Source organism: Actinacidiphila acididurans, from assembly GCF_016918855.1.
Classification (GTDB): domain Bacteria; phylum Actinomycetota; class Actinomycetes; order Streptomycetales; family Streptomycetaceae; genus Actinacidiphila; species Actinacidiphila acididurans.
Genome location: NZ_JADKYB010000004.1, coordinates 98,322 through 119,748, shown reverse-complemented (window position 1 = coordinate 119,748; position 21,427 = coordinate 98,322). Strand labels below are relative to the sequence as shown.

Annotated in this window: 21 protein-coding genes; 18 read left to right on the top strand and 3 right to left on the bottom strand. The window is 64.3% G+C overall.

All coding sequences use genetic code 11. From position 1 onward, the window contains the following. The first annotated feature begins 545 nt into the window (after positions 1 to 545). Positions 546 to 1,076, top strand: coding sequence for a hypothetical protein (locus tag ITX44_RS08285; protein WP_205356419.1), 531 nt, complete (start codon positions 546 to 548; stop codon positions 1,074 to 1,076). 388 nt (positions 1,077 to 1,464) lie between these two features. On the opposite strand, the gene ITX44_RS08280 is transcribed toward ITX44_RS08285, so the two are convergent. Next, on the bottom strand, positions 1,465 to 1,611 hold the full coding sequence (locus ITX44_RS08280; protein WP_205356418.1) for a hypothetical protein: 147 nt from the start codon (positions 1,609 to 1,611) through the stop codon (positions 1,465 to 1,467). 191 nt (positions 1,612 to 1,802) lie between these two features. Between ITX44_RS08280 and ITX44_RS08275 the strand changes: the two genes are divergently transcribed. The 17 genes from ITX44_RS08275 to ITX44_RS08195 all read left to right on the top strand — a co-directional run bounded on the left by ITX44_RS08275 (position 1,803) and on the right by ITX44_RS08195 (position 20,006). Continuing rightward, on the top strand, positions 1,803 to 2,180 hold the full coding sequence (locus tag ITX44_RS08275; RefSeq protein ID WP_205356417.1) for a hypothetical protein: 378 nt from the start codon (positions 1,803 to 1,805) through the stop codon (positions 2,178 to 2,180). Beyond that, positions 2,173 to 2,511: an HNH endonuclease gene (locus ITX44_RS08270; RefSeq protein ID WP_205356416.1), complete on the top strand. Its 339-nt coding sequence runs from the start codon at positions 2,173 to 2,175 to the stop codon at positions 2,509 to 2,511. Before ITX44_RS08275 ends, ITX44_RS08270 begins: the two co-directional genes overlap by 8 nt. Positions 2,512 to 2,643: 132 nt before the next feature. Continuing rightward, positions 2,644 to 3,168: a P27 family phage terminase small subunit gene (locus ITX44_RS42120; protein ID WP_205356415.1), complete on the top strand. Its 525-nt coding sequence runs from the start codon at positions 2,644 to 2,646 to the stop codon at positions 3,166 to 3,168. A 185-nt stretch (positions 3,169 to 3,353) separates the two neighbouring features. Next, a complete protein-coding gene (locus ITX44_RS08260; protein WP_307795164.1) occupies positions 3,354 to 4,844 on the top strand; it encodes a terminase large subunit domain-containing protein in 1,491 nt (496 codons plus the stop codon). 123 nt (positions 4,845 to 4,967) lie between these two features. Continuing rightward, a complete protein-coding gene (locus ITX44_RS08255; RefSeq protein WP_307795163.1) occupies positions 4,968 to 6,092 on the top strand; it encodes a phage portal protein in 1,125 nt (374 codons plus the stop codon). After that, positions 6,079 to 6,786: an HK97 family phage prohead protease gene (locus ITX44_RS08250; protein WP_205356412.1), complete on the top strand. Its 708-nt coding sequence runs from the start codon at positions 6,079 to 6,081 to the stop codon at positions 6,784 to 6,786. Before ITX44_RS08255 ends, ITX44_RS08250 begins: the two co-directional genes overlap by 14 nt. Positions 6,787 to 6,896: 110 nt before the next feature. Continuing rightward, positions 6,897 to 8,336, top strand: coding sequence for a phage major capsid protein (locus ITX44_RS08245; protein ID WP_205356411.1), 1,440 nt, complete (start codon positions 6,897 to 6,899; stop codon positions 8,334 to 8,336). 436 nt (positions 8,337 to 8,772) lie between these two features. Next, positions 8,773 to 9,654 carry a hypothetical protein gene (locus ITX44_RS08240; RefSeq protein WP_205356410.1) on the top strand — a complete coding sequence of 294 codons (882 nt, stop codon included), beginning with the start codon at positions 8,773 to 8,775 and terminating at the stop codon, positions 9,652 to 9,654. After that, a complete protein-coding gene (locus ITX44_RS08235) occupies positions 9,654 to 10,121 on the top strand; it encodes a hypothetical protein (RefSeq protein WP_205356409.1) in 468 nt (155 codons plus the stop codon). Before ITX44_RS08240 ends, ITX44_RS08235 begins: the two co-directional genes overlap by 1 nt. 232 nt (positions 10,122 to 10,353) lie before the next feature. Then, positions 10,354 to 11,319, top strand: coding sequence for a phage tail tube protein (locus ITX44_RS08230; RefSeq protein WP_205356408.1), 966 nt, complete (start codon positions 10,354 to 10,356; stop codon positions 11,317 to 11,319). A 56-nt stretch (positions 11,320 to 11,375) separates the two neighbouring features. Further along, the gene (locus ITX44_RS08225; RefSeq protein ID WP_205356407.1) at positions 11,376 to 11,750 is read left to right on the top strand and encodes a hypothetical protein; all 375 of its coding nucleotides are present in this window, start codon (positions 11,376 to 11,378) and stop codon (positions 11,748 to 11,750) included. 712 nt (positions 11,751 to 12,462) lie between these two features. Next, positions 12,463 to 15,600, top strand: coding sequence for a phage tail tape measure protein (locus ITX44_RS08220; RefSeq protein WP_307795162.1), 3,138 nt, complete (start codon positions 12,463 to 12,465; stop codon positions 15,598 to 15,600). Between the two features lie 18 nt (positions 15,601 to 15,618). Next, positions 15,619 to 18,420, top strand: coding sequence for a hypothetical protein (locus ITX44_RS08215; RefSeq protein ID WP_205356405.1), 2,802 nt, complete (start codon positions 15,619 to 15,621; stop codon positions 18,418 to 18,420). 11 nt (positions 18,421 to 18,431) lie between these two features. After that, complete coding sequence (locus tag ITX44_RS08210; RefSeq protein WP_205356404.1) at positions 18,432 to 18,956, top strand: hypothetical protein; 525 nt, start codon at positions 18,432 to 18,434, stop codon at positions 18,954 to 18,956. Positions 18,957 to 18,994: 38 nt separating this feature from the next. Continuing rightward, positions 18,995 to 19,216, top strand: a complete 222-nt coding sequence (locus ITX44_RS08205) for a hypothetical protein (protein WP_205356403.1) — start codon at positions 18,995 to 18,997, stop codon at positions 19,214 to 19,216. A 4-nt stretch (positions 19,217 to 19,220) separates the two neighbouring features. Continuing rightward, the gene (locus tag ITX44_RS08200) at positions 19,221 to 19,796 is read left to right on the top strand and encodes a glycoside hydrolase family 25 protein (RefSeq protein WP_205356402.1); all 576 of its coding nucleotides are present in this window, start codon (positions 19,221 to 19,223) and stop codon (positions 19,794 to 19,796) included. A 15-nt stretch (positions 19,797 to 19,811) separates the two neighbouring features. Further along, positions 19,812 to 20,006, top strand: a complete 195-nt coding sequence (locus ITX44_RS08195) for a hypothetical protein (RefSeq protein WP_205356401.1) — start codon at positions 19,812 to 19,814, stop codon at positions 20,004 to 20,006. A gap of 294 nt (positions 20,007 to 20,300) precedes the next feature. On the opposite strand, the gene ITX44_RS08190 is transcribed toward ITX44_RS08195, so the two are convergent. Next, positions 20,301 to 20,582, bottom strand: coding sequence for a hypothetical protein (locus ITX44_RS08190; protein ID WP_205356400.1), 282 nt, complete (start codon positions 20,580 to 20,582; stop codon positions 20,301 to 20,303). Positions 20,583 to 20,715: 133 nt separating this feature from the next. Continuing rightward, positions 20,716 to 21,360, bottom strand: a complete 645-nt coding sequence (locus tag ITX44_RS42975) for a helix-turn-helix domain-containing protein (protein WP_372440858.1) — start codon at positions 21,358 to 21,360, stop codon at positions 20,716 to 20,718. Between the last annotated feature and the right edge of the window lie 67 nt (positions 21,361 to 21,427).

Sequence of the window (21,427 nt, the reverse complement as noted above, 5' to 3'; positions counted from 1 at the left end):
AAAGGAAGATCAAATATCTAGCCGATACATGATCGACACCCGGCCGGTACTGGCCGCATGCTTCCGCTGTGGCGCCTGTGTGCTCGCCTGTCTGGTCGGGGGAGTGAGTACGGCCGTAGACCCCGGTCCGCTCGACCTGGACGCTGTACGGGCCGCCCTGGTCGCCGGACGGACCGTGTACCGCGTCGGCATGCTGGCCGGTCGCGCGCAGGCGCTCCGGCCGCTCCGTCCCGGCGACGTCCTGGGCGCGGGGCAGCTCGTTGGCGACCACCCATGCGGGACGAGCACGCGACCGCTCCGGCCGGTCACCGCGGACCCCCGCTCAGCCCGTGTGAGCGCTACTGGGCACCTGGGCGCCCCCTCTGCCTCAAAGCCCCGCACGGGCCAAATCCGCAAAGCTGCGAGCACTGCGACCCCGCGCCTTTCTAGGGTCCGCAGGTGCGATACGTGCCGCGGATTCATCCGCAACGATGACCTTTTCTGGGGCATCGAATGCGGTTCCTACCTATGGGCTGTCCATGATGAGTGCCCGGAGAGCACTACCCATGTCACGTGACCTTGAACGCATCACCACACTGACAGAAGCACTCGTCACAGGCTTTGACGAACGGATCGAATACCGCCTATCCATCAAAACCCACACCGCGCCATGTCTCGCCGAAAGTACGCGCCTGCGCCGGTGTGCCTGCCCGACCACAACAGAGATGCGCGTCAAAACCGTCCGGCAGCGCGCGCTGATCGCACAGCTTGAAGACGCGATAGCGCAGCTACAGTCGGCGGACAGCGACGGGCGCGCCGCAACTGTGGTAGATCCGCCGTTGCCCGGGAACTTTGCTGCGCTCGACCTGATAGACGAAATCCGGCGCTACCTGGCCAGTGCCGTCCGCCGTGCGCGCCTGATATGCGGCTATGACGTGCCCGCCGGCACCATCCGCGGATTCGTCTGCGGACACTGCGGGGGCGGGCTCCGCGTCGAAGACGGACGCGCGGTTTGCACCGGCACCGCGGACACCTCGCCGTGCGGCACCGCCTACGCGTGGCAGGACATCGCGGCCCTGATCGGGGGTGCCGAGTGACAGACCGGAGCCTGCGCCTGGTGGACACCGAGGCTGCCGAGACATGGACCGGGCGCCCCCGAGCCACGCTGTACCGGTGGGCCCATGAGGGGCGCGTGACCAGACACGGCAGAGCGGGCCGCTACGGGGCTCTGTGGGACCTGGCGGAGCTGCCCCGGTACGTGCACCTGTGCAGCCTCGGATGCGCCCAGAGCGGCGCGTGTCCGCCCCTGCCGCCCCCTCCGCCCGCACGAACACGCATTCGTATCCCCGGCCAACGCAAAGTTACCCGTTGACGAACCGCGTACGGATGACCGAAGATAAAGGCGCTTCCGGCATGCCCGGAAACACACAGGCCAGGGCTCTGGATCAATCCCACTGATCCAGAGCCCTTTTGCGTGCCTGCACGCTAGCGAAGCGTGACGAGCCACGTTCCGATGCCGGAAGCGGCAGCCGTAATGATCGCGGTGACGAGTCGCACCGGAAAGCGCTCCGCAGTGATGTGCAGTCCGCCGATGCGCAGTTCAAAGAACGGGCGTAATTGAGTGTCGGGCATAGCGCTCTCTTTTGTCGTGACTCAAATGGTGGTCCTCTCCGCGGTACCGCCGCGGTGAGTGTGCACCGCCACCCGGGCGGCGACGCAAGCGGACTGGGTCCCCCCATTACCTTCTTGGTCTATCGATGACCATTTCGTGAGCTTGTCGTTATGAACAGGGCATCCGCCATTCAGGCAAATACGGAGGAATCGTGACGGAATGCACCCTGTGCGGCGCACCCGCACTCGTCCAGTGGTTTCGCCGCCCGACTCCCACCGAACGGAGCGACCACGTCGCCCTGGTCCAAGCGCAGCGCAACGAACGCGCCGCACTCGCCGACCCGCAGCAACCGCCGGACTACGGGCCCCTGCCGACCGAGGCAGAGACAACCGTGCCCGTGTACGCCTGCGCAGAACACGCCATCACCCTGGACGCTGCCGCCCAGGTGCACGCCGCAGACTGCACAGCACCCCACCCCACGGATTTGCCCGGATGCTCATGCACCCCCGAGCCCGCCCCCACCGACGCGGCCCCGCCGGCACCCGTTGCTGAGCTGCCGCCGCACTGGGCACAGACAGCCGATGCCTAGGCGCCCCTGCCTTGACTGCGGGCGCCTCACACACGCCTCACGCTGCGAGCGCTGCGCCGCTGTCCACCAAGCGCGCATAGAGCAGCGCCGCGGATCGGCTACACACCGGGGGTACGGATACCGCTACCGCGTCACCGCGGCGGCCAAGGTGAGCGCGCACAGGCAGGTGTACGGCGACTGGTGCCCCGGATACGGAGTCCCCGCGCACCGGAGTGCGGATCTCACCGCGGACCACATCACGCCGAAAAGCGCAGGCGGAGCCGATACGCCGGAAAACTTGGCCGTGCTGTGCCGGATGTGTAATGCACGCAAATATAATCGCATTGCGTAACGAGATCCGAAATTGGTCACGCTGCGTGAAAAAATGGGGGGGTAGTGCAATCTTTGTAGCGCACACCTTCCGGGACCCGGCTCCCATGGCCCCGAACACCGCTGCGGAATTTCGGCCCTGGGAGTCTGCTAGGTGACCGGGCGCATTCGTCACGCGCTGCACATTTCAGGAGGTGAGTCGGCAATGGTCGCTGGACGTCCGCCGGTGCCGACCGAGCGAAAGCGGCGCCTCGGTAATCCGGGGCAGCGCGCGTTGCCGGACGCTACCCGGGTGGTAGAGGTGGCACCGCTGGGCGGGGCGGAGCTGCCCGCGCACCTGGGGCCGGCGGGGCGGGATATCTGGCAGCGCGTTGTGTCCGGCGCGGTGTGGCTCGCGCAGACGGACATGCCAACGCTGCTCTTGCTCGCAGAGAAGACGGACCGGCGGGACGACTTCCTCCGACGACTGGCCGACTCGGAACCGGTTTTGTATACGGAGAAAAATTACGCGTACCCCAATCCCTTGGTTGGGATGCTCTCAACTGTCGAGACCGAGATAGCGAAACTCCTTGCCGCCCTGGGCCTGACACCTACCGACCGCGCCCGGATGGGGCTTGCGGAAGTCAAGGCTAAGAGCGCCTTTGAAGAGATGCTGAGCCGGAGGAAAGAGACCTCATGACACGGTTCCGGCGCTCTCTGCGGCGATGGCTGCATCATCGGGGACTTGCCTTTTACGCGACCGTGGCTCTAGAGGATTCCACGGCCCCCTTTGACTGGTCACGGGTCCTTGAAACGCTGAGACAGGCAGAGCACAAATAGGCTGTGCGGGGGGTGGCTATGGCTGCCCCCCGTTGGCTTACTCCAGTGCCGGCCGCGGACATCGCCCGCGGCGATGGGCCGCAATTCTGCGAGTTCACCGAGCAATTTTGCCGCATCACGAAAGACAGCATCGGCGGGGCCGCGGGCACCAGGATTCGCCTGCGCCCGTGGCAGCGCACGCTAGCCGGGCAGCTCTGGGCGCGCAGGCCCGATGGGCGCCTACGGCACCGCACGGCGCTTATCGGAACGCCCCGTAAGAACGGCAAAAGCGCGGTAGGTGCGGGCATCGGCCTTTACGGCCTGTCTTTCGGACCGAGCGGCGGCGAGGTATACAGCATCGCTGCGGACAAGGATCAAGCACGGATCGTTTTCGGTGTCGCGCGCCGGATGATTGAGCTTGAGCCGGAGCTATCCAGCGCGATGCGCGTCTACCGTGACGCTATCGAGCTGCCCGCGACAGGCAGCGTGTACCGCTGTCTCAGCGCAGAGGCGTACACAAAAGAGGGTTTGAATCCGCACCTCGTGATTGCGGATGAGGTGCACGCACAGCCGACCCGCGAATTGTGGGACGTGATGCGCCTCGCGTCCGGGTCGCGCCTTGAACCGATGATGGTCGGTATCACGACTGCCGGTGTGAAGACGGACAGCACAGGCGGAGACTCCCTGTGCTACACGCTGTATCAGTACGGCCTCAAGGTCGTGTCCGGCGAAATCGCCGACCCCACCTTTTTCCTTGCATGGTGGGGTGCCCCCGATGACGCGAACCACCGGGACCCCGCCACCTGGGCGCAGGCAAATCCGGGATTCGGGGACATCGTCGGGGCGGAGGATTTCCAAGCCTCGGTCCTGATCACACCCGAATCGGAATTCCGCACGAAGCGCCTTAATCAATGGGTGGCGACCGCGCAAGCGTGGCTGCCCGGTGGCGCATGGGAAGCGTGCGCGGACCCCCGCGGGCCGATTCCGGACGGTACGGAAGTCGTCCTAGCCTTTGATGGCTCGTTCAACAACGACAGTACGGCGCTCATTGCCGTTACGGTGCCGGCGGGCGGTGAGCTGCCGTATATCGACGTCGTTGCCTCATGGGAGCGCCCGACCGGTAGCGGGAATGACTGGGCGGTGCCGATCCTGGATGTAGAGGAAGAGATTCGGCGAGCGTGCCGACGCTGGCAGGTACGGGAAATCTGCTGCGACCCGTTCCGCTGGGCGCGTAGCTATCAGATTTTGGAAGATGATGGCTTGCCCATCGTTGAGTTTCCGCAGAGCCCGCAACGGATGGTGCCCGCGACTCAGCGGTTTTACGAAGCGGTCATGAATCGGCAGGTCGCCCACTCTGGCGACCCGCGCCTAGCGCGCCACATAGCGAACTGCGTGATCAAAGTGGACAACCGCGGTTCCCGTATTGCCAAGGATGCACGGCATTCGCCCCGGAAAATTGACTTGGCTGTGGCGAGTGTGATGGGCCTTGAACGCGCCATGGCGGAACCAGAGCCGGAGCCTGCGGAGCCGCAATTCTTCTCGTGGGCCGACCTGTAAGGGGGCGCTATGCGGCTGCCCTGGAAACGGCGAGAGTCCGCGGAGGAGTCCCGCGCTATCCCTCTGTTCGGAGACTCCAGCATTCCGACCAATGGGCAATTGGCGCACCTGACAGCATCCGGAGTGCCGGTCAACGATCAGGCCGCCATGAAACTGATCGCGGTCTATGCCTCAGTTCGGATTATCGCCAACACGATTGCCACGCTGCCGATGCAAGCGATGCAACTACGGGATTCGGTCCTCACTCCGCTTGACCGGCAACCCACAATCGTGGTCGATCCTTTCGGTGGTGCGATTACCGCCCGATGGCTTTCCCGCCGGGACGGCATCAAACAACTCGCGGTGTCGTGCGCGCTCCGCGGAAACGGCTATGCGGTGGTCACCGCGCGGGATTCCCTCATGCGCCCGACTCGTCTCATGGTGTGCCACCCGGATCACGTCCAGGTAGATACCGATGATGGCGGGGGCCGCACGTATAAGGTAAACCGGCAGCCCATCGACACCGCGGACATGGTGCACATCATCGGCATGTCGATGCCTGGTGACGTCGTGGGCATGTCCCCGATTGCCTACGCCCGGCAAGCCATCGGCCTAGGACTAGCCGCACAGGAATTCGGTGCCGAGTTCTTCGGCGGGGGCGCTCACCTCTCCGGTGTGATCACGACTGATGCCGATCTGGACCGTGCGGCAGCTCGACGCATGAAAGAAGCATGGGAAGCGAGCCACACCGGTCTCAAGAATGCTCACGCCGTGGGCATCTTGAGCGGCGGGGCGAAATGGACACAGATCACGGTCCCGCCGGAAGACGCTCAATTTTTGGGCACCCGTGCTGCGGCAAATCTGGAAATGGCCATGCTGTACGGCATCCCCCCTCACATGCTGGGCCAGGTGGACCGCACGACGTCATGGGGTACCGGGATTGAACAGCAGAGCATCGGCTTTCTCGCCTACACCATGGCGGATTGGCTGACCATGTTCCAGGACGCTTGGACCGGGATGCTTCCCCGTGGCCAGTCCGCGCTTATCGACACGACGGAACTCCAGCGCACGGACACCGCGGGCCGCATGGCTGGATACGTCCAGGCCCGTACCGCCGGAATCCTCACGCAAAACGAAGCGAGAGCGAAAGAGCGCCTGCGCCCGATACCGGGCGGAGACGACATCAACGCGCCTCTCAACTCCGCGCACTCCGGTGCGGACCCGAGTGCCGGCGGCACACCGGAAGGGGGACCCGATGAGCAGCCTTGATCTGTCGGCGCGGGCCGCCCGCCCGGCCGATATACAGAGGCGGCAAACGCCTTTCCGTGACGTCACGCTGCGAGCAGCGCCGGACGGCACCGGGGGCGATGCGCTGCATTTCTGTGGCTACGCGTGCGTGACCGAGACCGGCTATGCCATGTCGGACGCGTTCGGCCCGTACACGGAAATCGTGCGGCGCGGCGCGTTCGCGCAGACCCTCGCCGCGGGCGCTGATGTGCCCCTACTCGTCAATCACAGTGGCTTGACGCTAGCACGTACGAAAAGCGGCACCATGCAACTCGCAGAGGACGATAGCGGGCTCTATGTAGACGCACGCCTTGACCCTGCCAGTCCGCACGTACAAGCGCTGCGGAGTGCGATGGACAGGGGTGACGTCGATGAGATGTCTTTCGGGTTCTGGATCGTCCGTCAGCAGTGGTCGCCGGATTATGACCAGCGCGACATCATCGAAGTTGACATACATCAAGGCGATGTCTCGATTGTCAATTTTGGCGCCAATCCGGCTACGGCAGGCGCACAGCTCAACGCGCGCGACCTGTCCGCCCGCATAGCGGAGCTGCCGGAAGACGAACAGCGCGAGGTTTATGAGCGGCTGTCGGCCCGCTTTGCGCTCTCTCCGCCGGCACCCGCGGTGCCCAGTGCGGATCTGTACCGCTATCGGGCCCGCGCTCTGGCCCTGTAGCCGACTTCACCCGTAACCCCGGGCCCTTTACGGCTCCGGGGTTCGTCGGCATGCCCGTTTACCGCGCGATGTCCGCGCGCCACTTTCCCACCACCCCGAGGGGGGTAGACATGTCCAAAGCGTTTATTGTCGCTCTCCAGAAACGGCGCGCGGAGCTGAAAGCCAGTCTAGACGCGCTTCTGGAAACCCCGACGCGAGAAGCACGCGACCTAAACGACGACGAACGGTCTCGCTTCGAGGAATTCGAGAAAGACATACGCGCCGTAGACGCGCGCGTGGTCGAGCTGGACGAGCAGGCACGCGCGGACGAGCAGGCGGCAGAGACTTTCCGCCGCTACGAACTACCGCGTGCCGGAGAGGGAGTGCAGTCGGAGCCGACCACGTACCGGCGAGACGAAAAGCACTCCTACTTTCTGGATCTCATTCGCTCCGAACTCAACAGGGGTGACGGAGACGGAGGAGTGGAAGCGGCCCGCGACCGACTGGCCCGACACCGCGCAGAGGTAGACGCGGACATGGTCAAGCGGGAGCGCGCACGTGCACAGCGCGCAGACCGTGAAATGCGCGGAATCGACAGGCGGAGCGTTTTCGAAAAGCGCGTCAATCCGAACCGGACCGACGGGCAAGGCGGGTATTTCGTGCCGCCCCTGTGGCTGGTAGACGAGTACATTGACCTGCCCCGATTCGGGCGCACCATCGCCAATTCCGTACGGAATCTGACGTTGCCCGCGGGTACGGATAGCGTCAATATTCCGAAAGTCGCCACCGGCACTGCGACCGGAGTGCAGACCGCGGATGCGGGCGCGGTGACCTCACAGGATTTGACCGATACGTTCGTGTCGGCCCCGGTGCGCACCATCGCCGGTCAGCAGGACATCGCCTTGCAGCTTCTCGACCAAAGCCCCGTAGCATTTGACGAGGTGGTTTTCGCCGACCTTATCGCTGACTACAATCAGCGGCTCGATACGCAGGCAATCAACGGGTCCGGCAGCGCGGGACAGCTCAAAGGCATGCTGAATGTGTCGGGAATCAACTCGGTCACGTATACGGATGCCACTCCGACGCTGCCTGAGTTGTACCTGCCTCTCATGCAGGCGCTCTCACTCGTCGCAAAAAACCGGAAGATGTTGGCAACCGCGACTTTCATGACTCCGTCGCGGTGGTACTGGGCTGCAAGTCAGCTTGACTCGCAGAATCGACCGCTGATTCTCCCCGAGGCAAACGCGCCCTTCAACCCGCTTGCGTTGCAGACCGGGGGGGATGTTGAGGGGCCGGTGGGACGCGTCGGTGCTCAGCCGATTTTGGCGGACGGCAACATTCCTGCGAACTTGGGCGCCGGAACGAATGAGGAAAGAATCATCGTCGCACGCACCTCGGACATTTTCCTTTGGGAAGGTGCGATGCGTACCAGGGTCCTCCAAGAAATCCTGTCCGGCACCCTGCAAGTCCGTTTGCAGGTCTGGAATTACGCCGCATTCATGGCGGACCGGCGCCCGGAGTCAATCTCCGTGATTTCCGGTACTGGTCTGATCGCTCCGACCGGATTCTGATCGGGGGTCCGTCATGCATGATCGGATAGCAGAATTGCACGGCCTACGGGCCGAACTCGCGCTCTCTCTCGGCGGCCCCCGCCGGCACACGCGCGCCTCTTCCGCGGACTCGATCCGGGAGGAGGTTGCGCGCGTGCGCGCGGAGCTGGGGGCCGATGCCGACCGGCTAGCGGCGGAGTCCGCACGGCTGGCCACAGAGGGAGAAGACGCACGGGCCGGAGAGCTGTCAGAGGCAGCGTCCGCGCTGCGCTCCATCCTCGACCAAGACCCTGCGAGCACGGAACCGCCCGCGCCTGCCCTACTGCGCTCCCTCGCCCATGCGCAGGAACAGGCGCGGGCCCTGGACGCTGCCGCCGGCGGGGGCCGACCACCCCGCCACGCGGCAGCGCCCCCACCCCCGGAGCACACCTGATCAGCAGCGGACGGGGGTGACGTCGTGGCCCTGGTCTACGTCGTGGGGCAGGACATCCCGCTGTCCGCCACGGTCACGGACGCGGATGGTGCCCCCGTGACCGACCCTGCCGCCGTGGTGGTGGTGACTGTCACTGACCCCGCGGGGGCAGTCACCACCCCCGCGGTTGTGGCGGCAGGAGGCGGGGTCTACCGGGCGATCATCCCGGCCGTATCGGTGGCGGGGGTGTGGCGGTACCGGTGGACCGCGACCGCCCCCGGTGTGTCATGGGCCGATGCCGATCAGGTCCAGGTGCGCCCCTCCGACACGGAATTGATCGTGGATCTCGCGTCTGTGCGGGCGCATCTGAACATCACGGATGGTCGGCAGGACGACGAACTCCGCGGGTTCATCCTTGCCGCCGGAGACATGGCGAGACACGTACTCGGCCCGGTCATGCCGGAGCAACACACCGAGTGGCACAACGGCGGCACACCTACGCTGACGCTGGACTGGCAGCCGGTTGCCTCCGTCCAGGGCGTGACCGAGTACATAGCCGCTACGGCATGGGTGCTCACTGAGCAGCCGCTCGGGGCATCGGTGGACGCCTACGGGTACACGGTCGATCTCGACCGGGGGCAGATCACACGTAGGGCTGTCGGCGATGCGGTGTGTTTCCCGGTCGGCAACAAAAACGTTCGTGTCGTCTACACGGCCGGGCGCTCCGGGGCGGTCGGCTACGCCGTGCGCCTGGGCGCCCTGGAGCTGATCCGGCACCTGTGGCAGCTCTCGCAGCAAGGCGGGCGCCCGCGGTTCGGCGGGGCCGGTTACGACGCGGGTGACGTTCCCCTACCGACCGGATTCGCCCTGCCTTCCCGCGTGCTCGAACTGTGGGCGCCGGAGCGGCGGCCCCCGGGGGTGGCGTGATGACCGTTCCGGCATCATCGGCCCCTGCCGCCCGTGCCTACTTGTTCGGGCAACTGTCGGCGCAGTTGACCCCCGACCCTGATTCCCCGCGCTCAAGTTTGCTGGTCTGCTACGACCAACCGGGCCCAAATCAGCCGGATGACATTGTCAGCGTCGGCAAGGTCATCCGCACGTTTGAGTTTTCCTCGTTCGTCGGCAGCGGGGGCGCCGGATACCTCCAAGAGCGCTACACCGTAGAAATCACCGTTGATGTATTCCGCGGCGGAGACGACGCACAAGGCGCATACATCAGGGCCGCCTATCTCACTGACCAAATCGTGGCCGCGGTCCGCAGTGATCTCACGCTAGGGGGCGCTGTGCTTGCAGCCCGCCCCACAACACACAGCACCGATGCCGAATGGGACGACGAGCACCTAGGACGGCACGCTACCGCCACGCTCGAAATCGAGTGCCTACAGCGCATATAGCGCACGCGGGGGTTCCCGTGTCCTCGTACGTCTACGCGGGAGATGACTCCCGATATTACTCCTCACTCGGGATATCCGCGGTGCCCGGTGCTGTCGCTGAATTCGCAGACGCACCGCCCGACGATGGTCGCTGGATTCCCGCCGGCACCGCTCCCGACTCCACTCCCGAGGCTGCACCCGAAACCGGCCCTGCGCCCGATGAAACGCCCGGCGGGGCACCGGAGGTGTGACGATGCCTGCCGCATCCGCATTTTCCTATCTAGGCATCGCAAAAGAGGCCACTTTCGGTACTCCGGTGGCGTCAACGGCTTTCATTCCAGTGACCGGCGTCACCCCTAAAGACAATCTCACGCTGCTTGAAGACAAGGGCATGCGCGGCAGCATGACGGACGTCTATGACGAGATAGCCGGGCCGATCTCGGCTGAGCTGGATTGGGACGGAGACGCAATCCCGGACACAATCGGCTGGGCCCTCGCGGGCGTGCTGGGCGAGGTAGCAACTACCGGCGCAAGTGCCCCGTACTCGCACGCCATGACCGTACTTAACTCGGGCACCGGACAGCCGAGCAGCTACACAATCAACGACTTCTACTCCGCGGGAAACCGGCAGTACCCGGGCGCGAAGCTCTCCGAACTCGGCTTCAAATTCAGCGCCGATGGACTCCTGACGTACTCGGCGAAAGCCGTAACGCTGGGGTCGGCTACGGCTGCCGCCCCACCCCCGTCCTGGACGGCAATTCCGCCGCTTGCGGCGTGGATCGGCGCCGTACAAATCGGCGGAGTGGCGTCAACTCTCGTCATGGACGGAGAAGTCACGATCAAGCGCACTGTGACCGTGATCAATACGGTGGACGGAACGCAGGCGCCGTTGACGCTGTGGTCGGGCCCAGTCAGTGTGGACGGCAAATTCACATTGATCATGGAGTCGGACGCGCAGTTGACGAACTACCTGACCACCGTCAAACCGGCCCTCGATTTCGACTTCTCGCAGGGCGCCGGCTCCGCCGCGGTGGAACTCAAGTTGCACATGTCCAAGGTGGCGTATTCCGCGGCGGACATCACTCGCGGCAAGGACTACATAGAGCTGCCGGTCACCTTCAAGGCGCTCGCCAACACGACCGACGTCGGCACCTCGGCCGGATACGGGCCCATCAAAGCCACGCTCAAGAACGCCGTAGCGTCGGGGGTGTACGTGTAGTGAAGCGGATTCATCTCCCCTCCGGTGCATGGGCGGACCTGCGCCCGGTGGCAGACGTGACCGAGCGGCAGCGCCGCCCGATCAAACGGCTACAGGCACAGCTAGTCGCGGATGCGGATTTCGCCGCAGCGATCACACAGGCGAAACGCTCCGGCGGCACGGACAGCCTGACGGATGAGGAAGAAATGCGGATCGCTGCCGGAATGGGCTCCGCATTCGACACGCTAGAAAACCTGAATGACTCGCTCATTGTCGCGCTGGTCGCCGGATGGTCGTACGGGCACCCGGTGACCCTGGACGGAGTCCAGGACATCCCAGGGCATGACCTTGACGCGCTCCGCAAGGAATGCGCGCCCCTCATGCGACAGCTCATGCCCGATTTCGAGCCTACCCCGGACCCTGAATCCCCTATCGGGCCCTCTACCGCCTAAGACGAGCGCTAGAGGGACACACCGGATACACGTCGGACATGGTGCCGGCGGAGGAATACCGCACGTGGCGCCTGTGCACCATGCTGCACTGCCGACCGAGCGAGCTGGACCACGAATCCGCAGTGGCGCTCGATTGGCTCATTGCCGTTGACGACGCGGTACAGCGTGCACAGCGGGACGCGCAGGAGAGGGGGCGGTAATGCCCCCGGACTTCTTCGGCGCACGCGTCACGGCGCAGCGCGCTGCGGCGGATCTCGCCCGGATGCAAAAAAGCGTTGACCTCGGCACCGCGGCAGGTGTCAAGAAAATCCAGCAAGTTACCCGTAGCAGCATCAAAGGGCAGATGCGCGGGCGGCCCCGCTGGAATCACCGGGGCCGCTCGGACCGCACGGGGCCCCTGGTGAAAGTTGCGATGTCTCCCCACCACCGGCCCCGTGCCGGCGGCCCCGGGAAGCTCTCCGGGGCGCTGCAACGCAGCATCCGGCCAAGCAAAAAGCCCCGCCCGGTGGAGGGGGGCGAGGGATTCTCCGGGGTCGTTTTCTCCGGCGGAAGGGGCGGACCCCAGAACCTCTACAAGAAAAAAGTGGAAGCGGCGGCGCCCTACTTCCGTCCGGGAGTCGAAAGGGCCAAACCAAAAATGCCTGCCCTGTGGCATGCGGCATGGGAGCGTTCAACGCGCAACCGGGGGTGAGACATGTCGTCTCTCCCTCCGGTGTTCATTGAATTCCTGGGCAGTGCCAGCGGTTTTCACGCTACCGCCCGCGGGGTCCGGACGGAACTCGCTGCGGTTGAGCGTGAGGGCGGCGGCAATATGGCGCGCCTCGGCGCCGTGTCAAAAGCGGCGCTTGCGGGCATTGGCGTTGCCGCCGGAGTAGCCGTTGCCAAAACCGTCCACATGGCCGCGGACTTCCAACAGCAAATGGTCCGGGTACGGACCGGCGCCGGTGAACTCGCAAAGAACATGGCGACTGTCAGTCGCGGTGTTCTGCAAATGGCGGGGGAAGTCGGCCAGTCCACCGAGCAACTTACCGCGGGTCTCTACACGACAGAGAGCGCCGGATATCACGGGGCCGACGCCCTTAAAGTCCTGGAAACCGCAGCCAAGGGCGCCAAAGTCGGTAACGCTGAACTCGCCACCGTTACGGACGCGGCAACAACCGCGCTCAACGCCTATCACCTCAAGGCAAGCGATGTCACCGCGGTAATGAATGCGCTCGTCGCCACCGAGGCGTCAGGCAAAACCAACATGGAAGCCCTGGCGGGTTCCATGGCGAGTATTCTCCCGGTGGCATCCGCCGCGCACGTAGGACTTTATGAAGTGCTCGGGGCAATGGCCACCATGACAGCCCAGGGCACCTCGGCCGATGTGGCGGCAACGTACCTGCGGCAGACCATCGGACAACTTTCCAACCCGACCGCCAAAGCGGCACAGACCATGCGCGGGCTCGGGCTCGACGCAAACAAAGTCGCGCTGAACCTCGGAAAGCGCGGGCTCGCCAGCACTTTTGACATGCTGACGACCGCCATTGAGAAGAAAATGGGGCCTTCCGGCACGGTCTTGATATCGACGCTGCAAAAGGCGAGCAAGCACACCAGCGAGTATCAGAAGACCCTTGCGGGGCTGTCGGGATCGCAGAAAACCTACATCGGCGCGCTCGCCACCATGGTAGGCGGCACCAAATCCATGATGGGTGCCCTTGAGTTGACCGGCGCCCACTCCAAGACTTTCGCCGCGGACGTAGACACCATAACCTCTCACGTTCGGCAGGGCGGGAAAGAAGTCGAAGGCTGGTCGGACGTCCAGGGCACTTTTAATCAGAAGATGGCGGAGGTAAAAGGTTCCCTCCAGGCGGTCGGTATCGAGATAGGTACCGTGCTTCTGCCGTACGCGACACAGGCTGTGGGCATCTTCGCCCAGGGCGTCGCATGGATGACCCGTAATCGCACTGCGGCTATCGCTCTGGGCGGAGCCGTGGGCGGAATCCTCGCCATCGGCCTGGTGGCCGCAGCGGTGGCCGCAGTGGAGTTCACCGGAGCCCTACTGGCGAACCCCATCACCTGGATAGTCATCGGCATCATGGCCGTGGTCGCGGGTCTGGCATTGCTGGTCACACACTGGCGACAGACAACCGCATGGATACGCGCCAACATTCCCGGTCTCGCGCATTTTTTCACTTCCGCATGGCGGACCGCGCTCGCTCTCTGGCACGTCCTTTGGAGCAACGCCACGAAGGCCGTTCAGGTACTCGTGAAATGGTTCGACCGCAATGTCTTGGTGTGGCTACGCGCGCGCGTCGGTGAGTTGGTCAAGTGGTGGCACGCGCATTCACAGGAACTCGCCCAGGTGTGGGCCGCGGTGTGGACGCTCATCACGACCTACGTATCAGTCGCGTGGCGCGCTATCCGCGCGTGGCTGTCCGTGCTCATGGACACATGGCGCGTTGTCTGGGCGGTCATCGGAGACGCAACCAAACTCGCGTGGTCGGTCATCTCCGGAGTCATCACCTACGGCATGCACATGATTGAAAATGTCGTCGGCCTGATACTCGACATCATCACGGGGCGGTGGTCGCGGGTCTGGGGAGACCTCAAGAAACTCGCCACTCAGGCAATTACTGACCTGGTGTCGGTTCTCGGCAAGCTCGTTTCCGGATTCGGAACCCTGCTGTACGACGCGGGAAAAGAGCTGATCCGGGGCTTTATCAACGGCATCAAATCCATGGGACACGCCGTTACAGGCGCCGTGTCCGACGTCGCGCACGGGGCCGTGCACAGTGTCACAAAAATCCTGGATATCGGGTCTCCGTCGCGGGTGTTCCACGCAATCGGCGTGTTCGTCGCAGAGGGATTCATACAGGGGCTCACCGGATCTCAGGCCAAGGTGGCGAGCGCGGCGCGCCGCATGGCAGAACTGTTGTATGAGGCTTTCGGCCCGAAGAAACAAAGGGGACTGCAAGCCCTGGTGCGGCGCGATGGTGTCGAACTTGAGCAACTGGCAAAGCAACGGGACACCATCGCAACGCGCCTCAAAGCGGCAAACAGTCGCCTAGCCGGTCTGCAAAAGGAATGGACGGACACCCGTAACAACGTCGCTCAAGGCATCATGCAGGGTGTCTCGCTCGTGACACAGGCAGGGGACAACGGATTGCCCCTGTCCGCGGCGGACGTCGTCAACAACATGCGCGCTCAGGTGCAGAGCGACGACCAATTTGCAGCCAACCTGCAACGGCTACGAAAAATGGGTCTGCGCTCCGACCTGATACAGCAGCTTGCCGACGCCGGAGTTGACCAGGGCGGAGAGACCGCACAGGCACTCTCGACCGCATCCCGCGCGCAGATCAAGCAACTCAACGCCTCGCAAAAGCAACTGCTCTCGTCCGCCAACGCCACCGGTAGCACGGTCGCGGATGCCATGTACGGCGCTGGGATCAAATCCGCACAGGGGCTCGTCCGCGGGCTCGAATCTCAAGAATCCAACATCAAAAAGATGATGCTCCGCATCGCCAAGTCTATGCAGACCGCCATCAAAGACGCGTTGCACATCCATTCCCCTTCCCAGGTGTTCCACGAAATCGGGCAATGGATTGCCTCGGGATTGGCGAACGGCATCGATGCGGGCCGGAGTCTGGCCGCGGGCGCATCCGTGCGTCTCGCCCAGGCGGTGACCGGAACTGCCGCCCCGCGCCTATCCCTTGCAGGCGCGGGCGCGGGGGCACCGGTCGTGCACCACGTGCACATAGAGGTGCACGGCAGCGTGCGCACTGACCGGGATCTCCGGGACGTCGTTCAACAAGAGATGCTGCGGTTCGGCGGACGCAACCCCGCCACCTGGCCCGCCTACAGCCGATGAGGCAGAGGGGGCCGACCGGTGATCAATCCCAATTGGCCGATCATTGAGGACGCATGGGCGCCCGCCTACGGCGCCAATGGTGGCGGCGTGCCGGCGGGCGGGTACGTCCAGGTCACTCCGCTGCACCAGTCCAGCACGCGCCGCGGACGGCAATACGAACTCGACCAGATCCAGGCAGGCGAATACACGTCGTCACTGGACAACGCGACCGGCGCCCTCGACCCGACCAACACGGCCGGGCCCTGGTACGGGCACATAGCGCCGTATCAGCCGTTCCGGAAACGGGCCCAGTGGCCACCGACACCCAATTTGCTCACACAGGTTCTCGCGTCCGGGGGAGACACGGTTGCCGCCGGTACCGTCCTGAGTCCGGATGTGGTCGGCTCCGACACGGACACGGCGCCCACGGTCGTTGCCTCGGGTACCGCATGGGTGGGCAGCAACGTCCTACAGGCTGCTGTACCGGTGAGCACCGCGGCGGGGTCCCGCATCGTCCACACCTCCGCGGTAGCCGTGCGCCCGGGCGCAACCTACGCCGTGCAACTCCGGGTGCGGGACGTCACCGCCGGCACTTCGCTGAGCGTGGCCGCGGTGATCGGGTGGCTAGGACCGACCCCGGGCGCTGCCCCGGTCACCACAGTGACCGGGGCCAGCTCGACTCTGACGGGCGGAGCGTCGGCGCCCTGGACGCTGGTCGCGGTCACCGCGACCGCCCCCGCCACTGCGTACGGCATGGATATAGGGGTCTCGCTCGTGGCGGGCGCGGGCGCCACCTGTGCCGCCCAGGTGGACGGGTGGCAGGTTGAGCGTGCGGCAGCTCCGTCCGCCTGGACCATGCCGGGTACCTGGTATCCGCTGATTGCTGGTCTGACGGAGCGCTGGCCAAGCGTGTGGACGACTGAGGGATACGGCGAGGTACAGCCGACCACTACGGACGCGGTCGCGCTGCTCTCACAGGTGACGCTTGCGGACCCGCTCACAGCGGAGATCAGCAGCCATCGGCCCGTGTACCTCTACACCTGTGCCGACCCCGCAGAGGCAGCGGCCGTCACGGACACGATCGGTGCCTATCCGGCCGTGCCCATCCGAGCGGGCAAGTACGGCGCAGGGTCGGTCACGCTGGGGACGGACATCACCGCGACCACCCCCGCCGGCACTTACACGGGGGCATCGGGCACGGTCGCGCGCTTCGCATCATCGGCCCCCGGTACCGGCTCCGCCACTCCCGCGGATTACCTGTCTCTCGACGCTGCCGGTATCCGCGGGCCGGTGAACTCGACCTATACCCGTCTTATCGCCTTCCGCTATATCGGCGCTGCGCCCCCGACTACTGCGGCGGATCTGTGGTGCACGCTGGACAGCCATCACGCGCAAAATCCATCCGGGACCATCCGCCTCTATATCGACAGCACAGGGAAGCTGAACGCGCTTACGTCGGGATTCTTCACCGGCGGTCTCACGCTCACGTCCGCCGCTTCAGTGACGGATGGCAATTGGCACCTTGCCCTGTTCGGCTACAGCGCCGGAAGCTCAGGGAATTTCTTCCTGTCTCTCGACGGCGGATACCTGTCTACCCCCGCCGGCTCCGGCTACTCACCTACCGGGATCGTCTCGGACAGTATCGGCGCGTTTGTTGACGGCACCCTAGGCGCGGCAACCTCTTTCGCTTTCTCCGGCGACCTGTCATACGTCGGCGAACTCGCAGACTTCCTCTCGTCCACCGACTGCGCGAACTTGTATGCCGCATGGCGCTCCGCATGCTCCGGAGAATCCACGGGGGCGCGTTACCGGCGCATCCTGCGATATGCCGGATACACGGGAGCAACCAACATCGCCACCGGCCAGACAACGTCAATGGGGCCCGCTACTGACATCACCGGACAGGACGCTTTCACCGCGCTTACCAGCGTCGTCACGACGGAGAACGGCGAGCATTTCGTATCCGCGGACGGAACCCTGACGTTCAAGGGACGTGACGCCCGGTACAACGCGACGACTCCCGCAGTCATTTTCGGGGAGGGGGCCGGAGAGTACCCGTACGAGGAATGCGCACTGGATCTCGACAGCACGCACCTTGCCAACATGGCCACCATCACACAGACCGGTACCGGCCAGACATTCGCCGCTACAGACGCGGCAAGTGTGGCCGCTTACGGGGCTCGTACTTTCACACGGGATATCAACGCGACCAGCGCGGGCGAATGCCAGGATGCCGCGAACCACCTTGTGAGCCGCTACCGCAACGCGCTTACGCGCGTCACCACACTGCGGCTGCACCCGTCCGCGTATCCCGCGCTCTGGCCGGTCGCTCTCGGCCTAGAACTGGGTATGCGCGTGCGAATTAAGCGGCGCCCGTTCGGCGCTCCGGTCATCACCGTTGAGGCTTTCATAGAAAGCATTCAGTGGGACTTTGACGACCGGGGCGAGGCATGGTGCGTACTCCAGTGCTCTCCAGTCGACACCACCCCATACGCGGTTTTCTCGTCGTGGCACACAACAATGAATGTGGCGCCTCTTGCTGGGATCACTACTCTGACAATCAATGCACCGACAGACAACGTCAACCCCTTGAGCGCTCAGATATACCCGGGGCTATCGCTGATCCTCGGTCCGGGCACCGCGACTCAGGAAACCGTCACAGTCAAGACCGTGGGATTTTCCGTCCCCGGCTGGGCAACCGCAAATATCGTTTTCACCGCGCCCACGACACAAGCACATGCGGGCGGAGACGTCGTCTGCGAACCCTTGCCGGCGGGAGTAACGAACGCTGCCGCCTATGACTCTGTGAGCACATTCGACGGGAGCGCGTTCGCGTACTAGGGGGCAGTCCGTTGGTCACTATCCCCAACGTTCCTGTAGAGGTACCGGGCAACTTCAACACCTCCGCCCTGTTCAACACCATGGGCAGCATTACGAATTATCTGCTCGCCCCGGTGCGCTTCAAGGCATACACGACGACAGCCCAATCTATCGTCAGCTCGACCTTGTCCACCCCGCTCGGTCTAGACAGCGAAATAGTAGATTCCGATGGCGGGCACAGCACCACCACGAACACAAGCCGATACGTCTGCCAGACAGCGGGTCTGTACGCGGTGTACGGCTCGACTGGATACGTCACCAACGCGAACGGCGCCCGCGCACTGCAAATCTCCGTGAACGGGACCGCTGTCGTGGGATCGACCGTGCAATCGGCGCCCACATCGACCAATAGCGCATCCGTCACGTGCTTTACGCTCGTGCAACTCGCTGTCAGCGACTACGTCGAACTGGGCACGTGGCAGAACTCCGGCTCGACATTGGCCACCAGTAATGCCGCCTCTGCCACAACCATGTGTCTCTGGCGGATCTCCAGCTAGGCCGTATGCGCCTCACAACTACTGGCGGAGGTGTCACCGTGGCCGACATCGAAACCCTCATCCGCATAGAAACAAAGCTCGACCTGGCATTGCAGCAACAGGCCGATCACGAGACGCGGATACGGCGACTGGAAAGTCACGGCACCGAATCCCATGGGGACCGGATCACCACCCTTGAACGGTGGCGGTACACCCTGCCCACCTGTGCGCTTCTCAGCGCAGCATCCATCGCAACCGCGGTCATATCCGCACTGAGGTAAGCACGTGATTAAGGGAGTGGACGTTTCGTCATTCCAGAGCACCACCTACAGCCTGACCGGACTGGATTTCGTCTTTGTCAAGGCAACGCAGAGCACGAACTACGTCAACCCGCACATGCCCGCCCAGGTGCAGCGGGCCCGCAATGCGGGGGTCGTGGTCGGCATGTATCACTTCCTCGTACGCGGCAACATCAAAGCTCAGGCGGCGTATTTCGTGGCCAAAGCAGGCGCGCGCCCGGGAGAAATCCTCGCCTGCGACTGGGAAGCCAACACCGACGGCACCTTTCCCAGCAATGCCGAAAAGGACGAATTCCTCGCAGAAGTGAAGCGGCTCGCCCCAAAGCATCGCGTAGTCCTGTACTGCAACCGGGATTACTGGCTGAACCACGACCGTACAAGCGTTTGCGGTGACGGCCTCTGGATTGCGGACTACTCGCACCCCGCCGGCCACCCCGCCATCAAACACGCGTGGCTGTTCAACCAGTATTCGGCAGCCAACAACACAGACAGCGACGTCGGCAATTTCAGCACGCGCGCCGCTCTCAAACAGTGGGCGGGATACCCGCCGGCAACGAAGTAACAAGGAGAGTGCGCCATGCGTGCCTATCTCGTCAGACTCGCCGAACAGACAGCCGTAACGGCCGGAGCCGCTTTCGTGGGCGCTCTGGCAGCGTCCGGGGCCGACTGGTCAACCGCGGCCCTGGCAGCGGCCGGTGGGGCCGCTCTGCGGGCCGCCTACGGGGCCGCGGTGCGGTTCATCGGCACCCCCGATCAGCCCAACGTCACGTGACAGCACAGCGCCCCCGCAGCCTCTCAGCGAGGCTTGCGGGGGCGCTTGGGGCATGTCGTGGGGTGACCGGGATTCGAACCGCGGATCAGTGCCCATCGTCCAGCATGCGCGGCGGTGACCGCGCTGGATTCTGGCGCTCTGCCATGGACGTACCGCCGCGATCCTATGGCGTCCAACCCGCCGGACCGCACTTGGACAGGGCTGCCGTGTCACGGCACATCCGATTGAGCTATCACCCCATTGCGCGCCCCCGCAGCCTCTCAGCGAGGCTTGCGGGGGCGTTTTTCTGCGTTGTCAGTCGCTCCCGTCGGGCCTCTCCGGGTACATGTCGGCCCGCAGGCGACCGAGCGGCGGCACCGCTTCCGAGTAGTCCCGCACAACCAGACGCATGCCATCGAGGTGCCGGTAAAGCTCTCTCTGCCACACGTGACGGCACCACCACTCTTCGATGGGGTCCACCACCCCGCCCATGAAGCGATTCCACATGCTCGGCTTAGGCGGATTCAGGATTCGCTCGATATTCCGCGCGCGGATCTCGTCGGGCGTGAGAGGGCGCTTAGCCTTGCTCAGTCGCATCGCTGGTGCCTTCCTTTGAGTGGAGACGAGAGCGCCCCCCGATAGGCGGGTTCCGGAACGCCTGTCGGGGGGCGCCGTTCCCGCGCCGGTTGCATCTTGACCGGGATGGATCGGCACGGGAGTTTTTCGGGGGCTACGTGAGCTTTCGCTCCAAAGCCGTAACGGGGCAGTTCAGCACTCCGGCGATCCTGGGGAGAACTTCGGGTGTCGCGCTTCGCCAACCCGATTCAATGTCACTCATGAGCTGAGCAGAAATTCCGACCCGCTGAGCGAGCGCGCTTTTTGTGAGTCCTGCGCGTAGACGCGCGGCTGTCACTGCCCCCGGCTCCTGATTGAGTCGGTTCGTTAGCGTACGTCGCGTCATGTGCTTACGTCGCCTGGCGTCCATTCTGTAGAGGTCGGCCCACACACCTTTATCCCGGCCATTCCGGTTGTGGGAACTCCAATTCCCGCCGGTCAGGGCATGTACCAGAGCTAACCCACGTCCCGACTCATCGTCCATCTCTGCCGCCCGCGGAACTGGCTTTACTAAAGACTCGTCATACATCACTATGCGCATGCCGCCGTCAAGACGGATACCGTGCAAGCGGATGGGGCCCTCAGTGTGAAGCAAAGCATTATTGAATAACTCCGAAGCCACAAGTACCGCGTCGTCTGCGAGGTCTGGCAAATCCCAGATTGTCAACCATTCCGTCAGCATGCCCCGGACGAAGTGAGCGGCACGGGGGGTGCGCGGACAGGCAATCTCGAATCGACGAACGACATGGGTTTCGGTCATGAGCGGGCTCTTTGCTGTTTGAGCGACGGAAGGGAATTCATCAGATGAGGAGTGTGAGGCAGGCGCC